Source organism: Arthrobacter sp. StoSoilB22 (assembly GCF_019977315.1).
Lineage (GTDB): Bacteria > Actinomycetota > Actinomycetes > Actinomycetales > Micrococcaceae > Arthrobacter.
Genome location: NZ_AP024652.1, coordinates 3,895,285 through 3,907,208 on the forward strand (window position 1 = coordinate 3,895,285; position 11,924 = coordinate 3,907,208).

11 protein-coding genes are annotated in these 11,924 nt (G+C 63.1%); 8 read left to right on the forward strand and 3 right to left on the reverse strand.

All coding sequences use genetic code 11. The annotated features are described in order from the left end of the window. Positions 1-76: 76 nt before the first annotated feature. The 6 genes from LDN70_RS18050 (at position 77) to LDN70_RS18075 (ending at position 6,918) form a co-directional block, all read left to right on the forward strand. Positions 77-1,090: a hydroxyacid dehydrogenase gene (locus LDN70_RS18050; protein ID WP_142937846.1), complete on the forward strand. Its 1,014-nt coding sequence runs from the start codon at positions 77-79 to the stop codon at positions 1,088-1,090. A gap of 78 nt (positions 1,091-1,168) precedes the next feature. Then, positions 1,169-2,449, forward strand: a complete 1,281-nt coding sequence (locus LDN70_RS18055; protein ID WP_142937845.1) for an ABC transporter substrate-binding protein — start codon at positions 1,169-1,171, stop codon at positions 2,447-2,449. A gap of 117 nt (positions 2,450-2,566) precedes the next feature. Continuing rightward, positions 2,567-3,493 carry a carbohydrate ABC transporter permease gene (locus tag LDN70_RS18060; RefSeq protein ID WP_142937844.1) on the forward strand — a complete coding sequence of 309 codons (927 nt, stop codon included), beginning with the start codon at positions 2,567-2,569 and terminating at the stop codon, positions 3,491-3,493. Continuing rightward, positions 3,493-4,434 (forward strand): carbohydrate ABC transporter permease, encoded by a 942-nt coding sequence (locus LDN70_RS18065; protein ID WP_166842248.1) that lies wholly within the window; start codon positions 3,493-3,495, stop codon positions 4,432-4,434. The genes LDN70_RS18060 and LDN70_RS18065 overlap by 1 nt, the downstream gene beginning before the upstream one ends. A 5-nt stretch (positions 4,435-4,439) precedes the next feature. Next, positions 4,440-5,147: a hypothetical protein gene (locus LDN70_RS18070; protein WP_223941007.1), complete on the forward strand. Its 708-nt coding sequence runs from the start codon at positions 4,440-4,442 to the stop codon at positions 5,145-5,147. 16 nt (positions 5,148-5,163) lie between these two features. Beyond that, a complete protein-coding gene (locus LDN70_RS18075) occupies positions 5,164-6,918 on the forward strand; it encodes a glycoside hydrolase family 35 protein (RefSeq protein ID WP_223941008.1) in 1,755 nt (584 codons plus the stop codon). Positions 6,919-7,192: 274 nt separating this feature from the next. Here the strand turns inward: LDN70_RS18075 and LDN70_RS18080 are convergent, their stop codons facing one another. The 3 genes from LDN70_RS18080 to LDN70_RS18090 all read right to left on the reverse strand — a co-directional run bounded on the left by LDN70_RS18080 (position 7,193) and on the right by LDN70_RS18090 (position 10,497). Next, positions 7,193-7,534 carry a hypothetical protein gene (locus LDN70_RS18080; RefSeq protein WP_142937835.1) on the reverse strand — a complete coding sequence of 114 codons (342 nt, stop codon included), beginning with the start codon at positions 7,532-7,534 and terminating at the stop codon, positions 7,193-7,195. A gap of 201 nt (positions 7,535-7,735) precedes the next feature. After that, the gene (locus LDN70_RS18085; protein WP_223941009.1) at positions 7,736-9,457 is read right to left on the reverse strand and encodes an amidase; all 1,722 of its coding nucleotides are present in this window, start codon (positions 9,455-9,457) and stop codon (positions 7,736-7,738) included. Beyond that, a complete protein-coding gene (locus LDN70_RS18090) occupies positions 9,454-10,497 on the reverse strand; it encodes an agmatine deiminase family protein (RefSeq protein ID WP_223941010.1) in 1,044 nt (347 codons plus the stop codon). Before LDN70_RS18090 ends, LDN70_RS18085 begins: the two co-directional genes overlap by 4 nt. Positions 10,498-10,578: 81 nt before the next feature. On the opposite strand from LDN70_RS18090, the gene LDN70_RS18095 reads away from it, so the two are divergent. Both LDN70_RS18095 and LDN70_RS18100 read left to right on the forward strand, forming a co-directional pair. Then, positions 10,579-11,214, forward strand: a complete 636-nt coding sequence (locus LDN70_RS18095; protein ID WP_223941011.1) for a TetR/AcrR family transcriptional regulator — start codon at positions 10,579-10,581, stop codon at positions 11,212-11,214. A 59-nt stretch (positions 11,215-11,273) separates the two neighbouring features. Continuing rightward, positions 11,274-11,924, forward strand: coding sequence for a CG0192-related protein (locus LDN70_RS18100; RefSeq protein WP_223941012.1), 651 nt, complete (start codon positions 11,274-11,276; stop codon positions 11,922-11,924).

An 11,924-nucleotide genomic window follows, 5' to 3' on the forward strand; every position in this document is an offset into this window, starting at 1 on the left:
TGATTATTAGATGTGATGCAACACATAAATCACGGTCGAACAGACCGCTGTTAGTTTCGAAAGGAGGATCCCCTCAATGTCGCTCAAGCCCCAGGCACTGCTGGTCATGAATAGCGGAACCTTTGCTGATCAGTTCGATTCCACGCGACTGGAGCGGCTGGCGGGAATGGTGGATCTCGGTGATCAGCCGTGGACGGATTCCTTGGACGCCCCGGAGCTGACGGGCCGTTTGGAAGAGGTGGAAATTCTCCTCACCAGTTGGGGAGTTCCGCAGCTCAACGCAGAGCGTCTGGAGCGCATGCCCAAGCTCCGGGCAGTTTTCCACTGTGCAGGAACGGTGCGCAGCTTCGTCAGCGAGGAACTCTGGGATCGCGGCATTACCGTCACCAACGGCGCCGACGCCAATGCGATCCCCGTAGCCGAGTTCACGTTCGCTTCCATTGTCCTGGCAGGCAAGAAAGCACACGTCCTGGCCAACGACGCCCGCATGTACCGGGACGACTGGAGCTACATCGGCGACCGCGGGGAGCTGGGGAACATCGGCCGGGTCATCGGCGTCATCGGGTTCTCCCGTATTGGCCGCCGGGTAGTCCAGCTGGTTCAGCAGCTCCAGGACGTCACCTGTCTGGTGAGCGATCCTTATGCAGATCCGCTTGAAGTTGCGGCAGCAGGCGGCACGCTGGTCAGCCTTCAGGAACTCCTGCCAGTGTCCGATGTCGTCACCATTCATGCGCCCGCACTTCCGGAAACCCGCAACATGATCAGCACCGCGGAGCTGCAGTCCATGAAGGACCATGCGACGCTTATCAACACCGCCCGCGGTTCGCTCGTTGACACTGAAGCCCTCGAGAAAGAATGCGCCACCGGACGTATCACCGCCCTGTTGGATGTCACGGAACCCGAGCCACTGCCCGCAAATTCCACCCTGTACAGTCTCCCCAACGTGATCCTCACCCCGCACATCGCAGGTTCGCTTGGGACCGAAACCAGGCGGATGTCCGATGCCGCACTGGATGACCTTGAACGGTACCTCGCCGGCAAGGACCTCCTGGCCCAAGTGGTCCACGCGGACCTCGGCCTCAGCGCCTAGCTTCCTCAAGAACACCTCGGCACTAAAACAAAGCCGCACCTACGGCAAACTTAAGAACCAGTACTAAAGGAGAACGCAATGAAGCGCACAACCCTCGCCGCAATCGCCCTTGCGGTGACTGCAGGGCTCGGACTCACCGGCTGTGCCGGCGCTGCCGGTCCCGCCGAACCGCAGGCGGCCGAAGGCAAGACCCGGCTGACCGTCTCGGTGTGGAACTACGAGGGCACCCCGGAGTTCAAGGCCCTCTTTGACAGCTACGAGGCCGCCAACCCCAACGTTGACATTGAACCCGTGGACATCCTGGCCGATGACTACCCCCAGAAAGTCACCACCATGCTTGCCGGCGGCGACACCACTGACGTCCTCACCATGAAGAACGTCATTGACTACTCCCGCTACGCCAACAACGGCCAGCTTCAGGAGATCAACAGCGTGGTGGACAAGCTGGGCAAGGACAACCTGGCCGGCACGGATGCCTTCAACATTGACGGAAAGTACTACGCAGCTCCCTACCGCCAGGACTTCTGGCTCCTGTACTACAACAAGGATCTGTTCAAGGCTGCCGGAATTGAAGATCCCAAGGATCTGACATGGGAGAAGTACACGGAGATCGCCAAGAAGCTCTCCACCGAGGCTGGCGGCAAGAAGACCTACGGCACCTACCACCACATCTGGCGTTCGGTGGTCCAGGCCATCGCGGCAGCACAGAACGGCGCTGACCAGAACAGTGGCGACTACGGCTTCATGCAGGACCAGTACAACACCGCTCTGGACCTGCAGAAGTCCGGCGCCACCTTGGACTTCGGCACCGCCAAGAGCCAGAAGACCAGCTACCGCACCATGTTCGAGTCAGGCCAGGCAGCCATGATGCCCATGGGTACCTGGTACATCGCCGGCATCCTGCAGGCCAAGAAGGACGGCAAGACCAACGTCAACTGGGGCTTGGCTCCCATGCCGCAGAAGAACGACGACGGCAAGGTCACCACGTTCGGTTCGCCCACGGCCTTCGCCGTGAACAAGAACGCCACGCACTCCGATGAAGCCAAGAAGTTCATCGAGTGGGCAGCAGGCGAAGAAGGCGCCAAGGCGATCTCAAAGATCGGCGTAGTTCCGGCGCTGCAGAACGACTCCATCACCGCTGAGTACTTCAAGCTCGATGGCATGCCCACGGATGAGCTGTCCAAGAAGGCCTTCACGCCGGACACCACCGAGCTGGAAATGCCTGTCAGCGACAAGTCGGCCGCCACGGACAAGATCCTCAACCAGGAACATGATCTGATCATGGTGGGCGAGCGCTCCGTCACTGATGGCATCGCCGAGATGGGCAAGCGCGTCACGAGCGAAGTTCTGGGCAAGTAGCTCCCAGTAACACTCCCCCGGTCCTGGTGCTGCGTCCGTCAGGCGCAGCACCAGCACCGGATCTGAACTCTCCGGATCCTGAAATGGAGGAACGCCCCCGCCCCGGGAGCGGTCATCATGACTACAGAAACAATCACCCAGGCACCTGCCCCCGTGCAGAGCCGCGGCAACAGGAAGCAAGCCAGGCGCAACACGCTGATCGGCTGGACGTTCATCCTTCCGAACTTCCTTGGCTTCCTGGCCTTCACCCTCATTCCAGTCGTGGCCGCATTCGCGCTCTCCTTCATGGAATGGACCTCGTTCAGCGCTCCAAAATGGATTGGCCTGGCCAACTTTGAGCGCATGTTCGCGTCCGACTCCTTCTGGATCGCGCTGCGAAACACTGTTGTTTACGCCTTGGGGCACGTCCCGCTGACCATGGCCCTGGCACTGCTACTGGCCATGCTGCTGAACCGTAAGCTCAAGGGCATCGGCTTCTTCCGGGTGGCCATCTTCTTCCCGTACATCACCTCTTTGGTTGCTGTCGCCGTCGTGTGGAACATGCTGTTCAGCCCGGACAGCGGCCCCATCAACCAGTTCCTTGGCGCAATCGGCATCGCCAACCCGCCGGGCTGGACCTCCAGTTCGGACTGGGCCATGCCGGCTGTGATCATCACCAGTGTGTGGCGCGATATGGGCTACTACATGGTGCTGTACTTGGCCGGCCTGCAGGCGATCCCCACCGAGCTGTACGAAGCCGCCGAAGTTGACGGTGCCAGCGCCTGGCAGCGTTTCTGGAACGTCACCATCCCGTCCCTGCGTCCCACCACGTTCTTTGTGGTGGTCATGCTGACGGTCTCCAGCTTCAAGGTGTTCGACCTCATTGTGGTCATGACCAACGGTGGCCCGGGCCGCTCCACCACGGTGCTGTCCCAGCTGATCTACCAGGAAGGCATTGGCGAGGGTAAGTTCGGCTACTCTTCGGCCATCTCGCTGGTCCTGTTCATCATCGTGCTGACGGTTACCGTCCTGCAGTTCAAGATCCAACAGCGGAGGGAACGCTGATGACCAACATGGCCGAAGACCTCAAAGCCACTCATGTGACAGACGCATCGCCGCTGCCGAACGGCGCACCCACTGCGGAAGACCGCCGTCGTACTGACCGCAAGCGGTCCCCGCGGGAGCAAAAGAAGCGGACCGCGAACGTCATTATTTACGGCGTGCTGCTGGTCCTGGTGGTGGCACTCATGGTGCCATTCATCTGGATGCTCTCCTCCTCGCTAAAGGAGAACAACCAGGTCCTCACAGTCCCCATCCAGTGGATCCCGCAGGAGTTCGTGTGGAGCAACTACACGGACATCTGGACCCGCATTCCCATGATGGGATACCTGCAGAACTCGCTCTACCTTGCAGTGATCATCACGTGCCTCCAGGTCCTGACGGGTTCCCTGGCTGCCTACGGTTTCTCCAAGGTCCGTTTCCCGGGCCGCGACGTGTTGTTCCTTGCCTACATCGGCACCATCGCCGTTCCGTGGCAGGCCTACATGGTGCCGCAGTACATCATGATGCAGAACCTGGGCCTCACCAACAGCTTCAACGCCTTGATCCTGCTGCAGGCGTTCGGTGCGTTCGGCGTATTCCTGATGCGCCAGTACTACATGACCATCCCGGATGAGCTCTGCGAGGCTGCCCGGATCGATGGCCTGAGCGAGTATGGCATCTGGGCGCGGGTGATCCTGCCACTGTCCAAGCCAGCCCTGGCCAGCCTGGCGCTGCTGACGTTCGTGAACACGTGGAACGACTACATGGGACCGTTCATCTACCTCACGTCCAACCGCCTCTGGACCGTCCAGCTGGGCCTGCGGTCCTTCGTGGGCCAGTTCGACGCCGAATACGCCATGATCATGACCGGCTCGGTGATCTCCGTGATCCCCATCCTGATCATCTTCCTGATCGGCCAGCGCTACTTCATCCAGGGCATCGCCACCAGCGGGATGAAAGGATGAGTGTTGTGGGTGGAACAAAACGGCGCGGCCTGGCAGGACGAATCCCCAGCCCGGGGTTCGAGGCTTTTGGCAGCATCTTCGGTTTCATCTACACCTTCCTTGCCGGGAATGTGCTGATGGCGGTGGCCAATGCCCCGTTGGTACTTTCCTTGTCACTGGTTGCAGATCCGGCGGCGGCCTGGCCCTTCTTCCTGGCTCTCTCCGTCACCGTCGCACCGTCGCTCGCCGGCATCTTCGCCGCCTTCAAGGCCTTGAACGACGACGGCGGTGCGGTCAAGCCGGTTGCCGCTTTCCTTCGGGGATACAAACGCAGTTTCGGCAAGGCCGCGCTGTTGGGCGTCGGGGCGGTGGGCCTCCTGATGTTCCTCGGCGTGGACCTGGCCGTCGTCCAGAACCAGGCCATCCCCGGCGCCGCAGTTTTGGTGCCTCTGATCGTCGTAGCAGCCGCCGTGACGGTGAGCCTCACCGTCACGGCGATTGCCGGCGTCGTGCTGTTGCCCGATGCGAAGCTCAAGAGCGTGCTGAAGGCCTCGCTGTATCTGGTGGTGCAGCGCTGGTACCTCAGCGCCGCCATGCTGATCCTGCTGGGAATCATCGTGTCCGCTGCCGTGCTACAGCCCGTTCTCGGCGTTGCCCTGGCACCGGCGCCGCTGCTGTTCGTGATCTGGAGCAATGCGTCGTTCGCTTTCCATGCCGTTCTCCGTTCGGCCTGATTTTTAGGATTTTTAGTTGCAGACCTTCGCAATCGGCCGTCAGGATTTCCTCCTGAACGATCAGCCTTTCCGTATCCTGTCCGGAGCCATCCACTACTTCCGGGTCCATCCGGACCAGTGGGCGGACCGGATTGAGAAGGCCCGGCTGATGGGTCTGAACACCATCGAAACCTATGTGCCCTGGAATGAGCATTCCCCCGTTCCCGGCGCTTTTGTGTGCGACGGCGGCCTGGATCTTGGCCGGTTCCTGGACCTGGTGGCCGACGCCGGGATGCAGGCCATCGTGCGGCCCGGCCCGTATATCTGCGCCGAATGGGACAACGGTGGACTCCCTGCCTGGCTTTTCACCGATCCCACCGTGGGAGTGCGCAGCAGCGAAGCCGGCTACCTCGCCGCCGTCTCCTCCTACATGGAGTCCGTGCTGGAGATTGTGGTGCCGCGGCAAATCACCCAAGGCGGGCCCGTGATCATGTTCCAGATCGAGAACGAGTACGGCGCATACGGCAGCGACAAGGCCTACCTGCAGCACTTGGTTGACCTGTCCAAACGGTTGGGTGTTGATGTTCCGCTGTTCACCTGCGACCAACCATTCGAGACCATGATCGAGGACGGCTCGCTGCCCGAACTTCACAAGACAGGAACGTTTGGATCACGCGCGGATGAGCGGCTGGCGTTCCTGCGGGAGCGTCAGCCTACCGGCCCTCTGATGTGCGCAGAGTTCTGGAACGGCTGGTTCGACAACTGGGGCACGCACCACCACACCACCGACGCCGCTGCTTCCGCCGCCGAACTGGATGCGCTGCTGACTGCCGGGGCTTCGGTGAACATCTACATGTTCCACGGCGGGACCAACTTCGGGTTCAGCAACGGGGCAAACGACAAGGGTATTTACGAGCCCACCATTACCTCGTACGACTACGACGCTCCGCTCTCCGAGGACGGACAACCCACGGCCAAGTACTTCGCCTTCCGGGACGTCATTGCCAAGCACTTCCCGGTTCCTTCCGAGGTGCCGCATCGGCGGACGCCTGTTCCGGAATCCTCTGTCCTGTCCGTCACGTCCTCCGTCCCGCTGCTCTCCGTTCCGACCGCTGCGCAGCTGGTTCCCGGGCCGGTACCGCCGGTGGAAGTGACCGGCCAATACCGGGGCTTCTACCTGTACGAGGCATCGCTGCCTTCCGGCGGAGTGCTGTCCTTCTCGGAAATACGGGACCGGGCACAGTTCTTCCTGGATGGCGTGCCCGTGGGCGTCCTGAGCCGGGAATTGGGCGAACGCGCTGTTGTCATCCCGGGCGGCGGCCGTCTGCAGGTTCTTCTGGAGGACCAGGGCCGGGTGAACTACGGCCAACGGATCGGCGAGGCCAAGGGCTTGATCGGTCCCGCGATGCTGAACGGTGTGGAGCTTTTCGACTGGGAAGTGGGCGCTGTTGATGTGAACTCGCTGGAGGCCTACCGGTCCGCAGCGGTTACGCTTCCCCGCGGTTTCGCGTCTGCCGGGGTGGCTGGGCCATCTGTTTCGTTCGCGACCTTCGACGCCGACGGCCCCGGAGACAGGTTCCTCCGCCTGGACGGTTGGACCAAGGGCAACGCCTTCATCAATGGCTTCAACCTCGGACGGTACTGGAGCCGCGGGCCCCAGCGCACGCTCTATGTTCCCGGTCCGCTCATTCGGGAAGGCGCCAATGAGCTCGCCATCCTGGAACTCCACGGAAGCGCGACGCGTGAGGTGAGTTTCGCCGTCGGGCCTGACCTGGGCCCCGACGAAAAGTAACCCTCTCTCACATCCCACCTGCTTGAACCCAACCGTCTCTCACATCCCACGCCCTTCCCGGCAACCCTCTCTCACATCCCACCCCCTTCCCGCCAACCCTCTCTCGCTCTTCTCAGAGGAGTGATAGAGCGTCGCGCCATAACGGCTGGGAAGTGAGAGACGGTTCCGGCTTAAGGGCCGGAATGTGAGAGACGGTTGGGACGCGAAAGGGACCGGTCCTTCAACCGGTCCCTCTCGTGTTCAGCACGTCTGTGTGTTCAGCGCGCGGGCGTCATTAGCCGCGGCAGAGCTCGCCGTACTTGGTGCCGGCTTCCTGGTAGGCCTGGCCGAGCTCGCCAAGCTTCGCCTCGTCCGGGGTTTCCTTGGACTGCTCATCCATGTACTCCAGGATGGCGGTGACAACCGGCTTCATTTCGTCCGATGCAACGACTTCGATGGGCCGGATGGCGTTGGCCACGCGGTTGGTGGCGGTCTTGCTAGCGTTTTGGGGAATGCCGGATGCGGCGACGCCCACGCGGTCACACGTTTCCGCGGTAGTCAGCTGCTGCTGGGCGGAACAGGCGGATGCCGAGGCGATGAGCCCGGCAGCGATCAGGACAGTGGTGAGTTTCTTCATGATTCCCTCAGTGGTCGACGTCCCTTTGATTGTAATCAGTGCCGGGGCCCGTCCACGCATCGGCGTCAGGCCGCTTGCCCGCGCTCCTTCCCAGTTAGACCCCCGGTCGGGCAGCAAACTAGGTCGACTCACCGGTGTCGGAGCCTATCTACGGTGACAGCGGGGAAGTAACCGGGCAGGAGCGCAGGGCCGGCGGCGCAACTACAGCGCCTGCGTGCGCGGTGGCACCGTCCGACGAGAACCTGTTGCTTCAAAGGCGGCAGCCAGGGTCAGCAGTGCTGTGTCATCGTAGGCGCGGCCCGCGAAGGTGAGGCCCACGGGCATGCCAATGTCTGCCATGGTTCCCATGGGTACGGTGACTGTGGGAATGCCGAGATGCCGCGGGACGAGGTTTCCGTTGGCCACCCAGACGCCGTTGCGCCAGCCGAGGTCGGCAGAAGCAGGGTTGACGTCCATATCGGCGGGCCCGACGTCCGCGACGGCCGGGAACAGGACGGCGTCCAGTCCGAGCCCGTCCATCCACTCCTCCAAGTCCACCCGCCGGGTCTCCTCCAAGCCACGCACCCCGTTTTCCAGCTCGGGGATATCCGTGAACCGGGAAACTCCGTGCTCGCGAACGTGTCCCGGATACTCAGCAATGTCGTCGTCGAACCCGGTGTAGCGGTCCGGCAGGGCGCCTTCAGGGTGCGGGAAAATCCTGGAACCGTCCACCTCAGCAAGGCCGCTTAGTGCGGGGTCGCCGTTGGCACGCAGAAAGTCGTCCCACGCCCAGGCTGACAGGTCCACGATTTCACGCTTGAGGTATCCAGGGGTGACAAGGCCCCGCGTGGCGATGGTGGGTGCGCCCGGACGGTCCCCTTCATAGTTGGAGACCACCGGGAAGTCCACCAGAACAACCTCGGCCCCGGCTGCTTCAAGGTCCTGTTTGGCGGCCTCCCACAGATCAATCACGGAAGCCCTCGTCTGGATGCGCTGCCCGGTCGGCCCGCCGATGCCCGGCTGCGCACTGGTCCCGGCGTCCGGATCTGCGTTGACGTACATGCGCGGCACTCCAAGGCGCTTGCCCCGCAGAGCCGACCGTCCGCCGTCGAGCGATTCCGAAGCCAGCGCCGTGTAAGACTCCGGCCGGACTTCGGATGATTTCGGGATCTGAACCCAGGGCTGCGCGCGCCAGAAGTCGCCGCGGGTCTCGGCGTCGTCGGCCACAATGACGTCCAGCAGCTCGAGCATGTCGGCCACGCTGCGGGTGTGCGGGACCACGACGTCCATGGTGGGGACCAACGGCCAATTGCCCCGTACGGAGATGACGCCGCGGGAGGGCGTGTAGGCGCACAGAGCATTGTTCGACGCCGGTGCGCGGCCGCTTGACCAGGTTTCCTCACCAAGGCCGAAGGCAGCGAAACTGGCTGCCGTCGCGGTCCCGGAACCGTTGGAGGAACCGGAACCGAACGCCGCAGTGAGGAAGTCGGCGTTATACGGGCTTTCGGCGCGACCGTACACGCCGCGCTGCATGCCGCCGTTGGCCATGGGCGGCATGTTGGTCAGCCCGATCAGCACCGCACCGGCATCGCGGAGCCGCTCGATGGTGAAGGCGTCTCGCTGCGCAATCAGGTGCTCGAAGGCGGGCGAACCCGCCGCGGCGGTGAGCCCTTTGGCCAGATAGCTGTCCTTGGCGGTGTAGGGGATGCCATCTAATGGCCCACGCAGCGCGCCCTGCGTCCGGCGTTCGTCCGAGGCCCGGGCGTCCGCCAAAGCATCGGGGTTCATGACCACCAGTGCGTTGAGTCTGATGCCGTTGTGATCGTAGGCCTCGATGCGGTCAAGGTACGCCTGGGTCAGTTCCTCACTGGTCACCTCCCCTGTTTCCAGGGCCTCGCGCAGCTCTGCGATGGAGGCCTCAACGACGTCGAATGGAGCCGTCACGCTGCACCTCCTGCAAGTTTGGGCTGCTGCTGCGTGATGCAGTGGATGCCGCCGCCGCGGGCGAGAATGGGCCGGGCATCCACCGTGACAACACGGCGGCCGGGGTAGGCCTCGGCCAGGATTTCAGCGGCGAGGGAGTCGGCATGTTCTTCCCCGTATCCACAAGCGATGACCCCGCCGTTGACCACCAAGTGGTTGACGTAGCTCCAGTCCACAAAGCCGTCTTCGTCGCGCAGCGTTTCCGGCGCCGGCAGCGGCACGATCTCGAACGGCTTGCCCGCCGCATCTGTTTGCGTTTCAAGGAATGCCCGAAGTGTGCGGCTGACCTCGTAGTCCGGGTGCTCCGGGTTGGTCTGGGAATGCAGCAGGATTTGGCCGGGTGCGGGCAGCGTGGCCACCATGTCGATGTGGCCTCGCGTGCCCAGGTCCTCGTAGTCGCGGGTCAGTCCGCGGGGTACCCAAATGACCTTGGTGGCGCTGATGGTGCGGGCCAGTTCGGCTTCAACTGCTGCCTTGTTGGCGTAAGGGTTCCGGTTTGGATCCAACTGGACTGTTTCTGTTACCAGCACCGTTCCTTTGCCGTCTACGTGGATGGCACCGCCTTCATTGACCAGCAAAGAGCTGACAAGTTCGGCACCGGACTTCTCCGCAACGAAACAGCCCATTCCGGCGCTCTTCTGCCATTCGGACCATGCCGGAGCACCCCAGCCGTTGAAGATCCAGTCCACGGCGCCAAGCACGCCGGGGCGTTCGTCGTCCAGCACAAAGGTGGGTCCGACGTCGCGCATCCAGAACTCATCCAGCGGCGCCTCGATCTGTTCGATGCCGTTACCCAGCATCCGGGCGGCGCGCTCGCGTTCGCTGGGGTCCACCACCATGGTGACCGGCTCGAATTCGGCTACAGCATGGGCGACGGCGGTCCAGGCCCCGTAGGCCTCTTCGGCAGAGGCGGCGTCGTCGCCAAGCGTCAGGCCGGTGCGGGGGAACGCCATCCAAGTGCGCTCATGCGGTGCGGTTTCGGCCGGCATTCTCCAAGCCATGGGTGACTCCTTCGTCTTCAGGCATTCTCTTGTTGATCGCATGATCAACAATGCAGAAAACCTAATCTAGACTGGTCTGTAATGTCAAGCACTCAACAGAAGCGCGCAGTCCGTAAGTCACCGGCTGAGCGCGCCGCAGAAATCACCGAAGCCGCCCGCGAGATCGCCCTCGAGGCAGGCCTCACGGCGCTCACGCTGCGCAACGTCGCCGCGCGAATTGGCGTTGCTTCCGGTCTGGTGGCGCACTATCAGCCCACTATGGACGCACTGGTCTCCAGCACCTTCGCCACCATCGTGGCAGCGGAAACACAGGAAGTCGCCGCCTTGCTGAGCCAGTGCCCAGGACCATCTGAACGCCTGGCCCTGCTGGTGGAAACCCTTCTGGACAACAGCAGGCTCGACGTCACCGCAATCTGGGTGGAAGCCTGGACCTTGGGGCGCCGCAATGAAACCCTTGCCGCCGCCGTCCGGGAGCAGATGGATGCCTGGCAGAAGGTCTTCCAGGACGTGGTGGAGGACGGGAACGCCACAGGAGTGTTCAACGTTTCCGACGCCGCCGCCGTCGCCTGGCAGATCCTCGGCATGGTTGATGGCCTGAACGCGCAGGCCTTGGTCCGATGGGACGGCGTCAACGACCGCGGCACGCACCTTGCACGCGCCGTCGAGGGAATGGTGGGCGCCGCCCGAGGTTCGCTGGTGCCCAAACCGGGAGCGTAGGCCGCCCCACCCGGGGCCGCCTTCGGGAGCCAGTCCTGCCCTGCCCTAGGCTTGGGAGCATGGCGATCATTCACAAGGCAACCCTGTCCCCGTCCAAGCTCGAACTCATCGCTGACTACCTACCGAAGCAGCCCTGGTTCATCCAGGACGGCACCCCGGAGCTCATCGGCGCCTACCGCTTTGACGATCCCACCGGCGAGGTGGGGCTCGAAACACACGTGGTCGCGGCCGGCGAGCGCATCTACCAGGTGCCGCTCAGCTACCGCGGCTACGAGCTTGCCGGCGCCGAGGAGTGGCTCATCGGCACCATGGACCACTCGGTCCTGGGAAAGCGCTGGGTGTACGACGCCTGCGCTGATCCCGTATACGTCAAAGTCCTGGCCACCGCCATCCTGACCGGCCAGAACGAGGCCGAGCTCATCGTCGACGGCGAGCCCGAGCCCCGGCCCAGCTCTGTCACGGTGAAAGGCAGCGGAAAGCTCGACGGCGGCGCTCCCACCTTGAGCGCTTCGGCGCCGGTATCCGGCAGCGGCGTGACCATCATCGATGCCGGCGAGCTCCGGCTGAAGATTACCCGGGTTCTGGATGTAGCCGCAGATGCTTCGGCCAGCACCGCAGCGGCCCAGGAGCTTCACGGGGAGTTGATTCTCAACGGACAGTGGGCCGGACTGGAGGAGCCGGTGGAGCTGGCCTCGGTAGTGCGGACCTAA

Coding starts and splice junctions, on each gene's coding strand:
- LDN70_RS18090 (WP_223941010.1), bottom strand. CDS start 10,497: ATGGCTTGGAGAATGCCGGCCGAAACCGCACCGCATGAGCGCACTTGG.
- LDN70_RS18065 (WP_166842248.1), top strand. CDS start 3,493: ATGACCAACATGGCCGAAGACCTCAAAGCCACTCATGTGACAGACGCA.
- LDN70_RS18080 (WP_142937835.1), bottom strand. CDS start 7,534: ATGAAGAAACTCACCACTGTCCTGATCGCTGCCGGGCTCATCGCCTCG.
- LDN70_RS18095 (WP_223941011.1), top strand. CDS start 10,579: ATGTCAAGCACTCAACAGAAGCGCGCAGTCCGTAAGTCACCGGCTGAG.
- LDN70_RS18100 (WP_223941012.1), top strand. CDS start 11,274: ATGGCGATCATTCACAAGGCAACCCTGTCCCCGTCCAAGCTCGAACTC.
- LDN70_RS18060 (WP_142937844.1), top strand. CDS start 2,567: ATGACTACAGAAACAATCACCCAGGCACCTGCCCCCGTGCAGAGCCGC.
- LDN70_RS18055 (WP_142937845.1), top strand. CDS start 1,169: ATGAAGCGCACAACCCTCGCCGCAATCGCCCTTGCGGTGACTGCAGGG.
- LDN70_RS18050 (WP_142937846.1), top strand. CDS start 77: ATGTCGCTCAAGCCCCAGGCACTGCTGGTCATGAATAGCGGAACCTTT.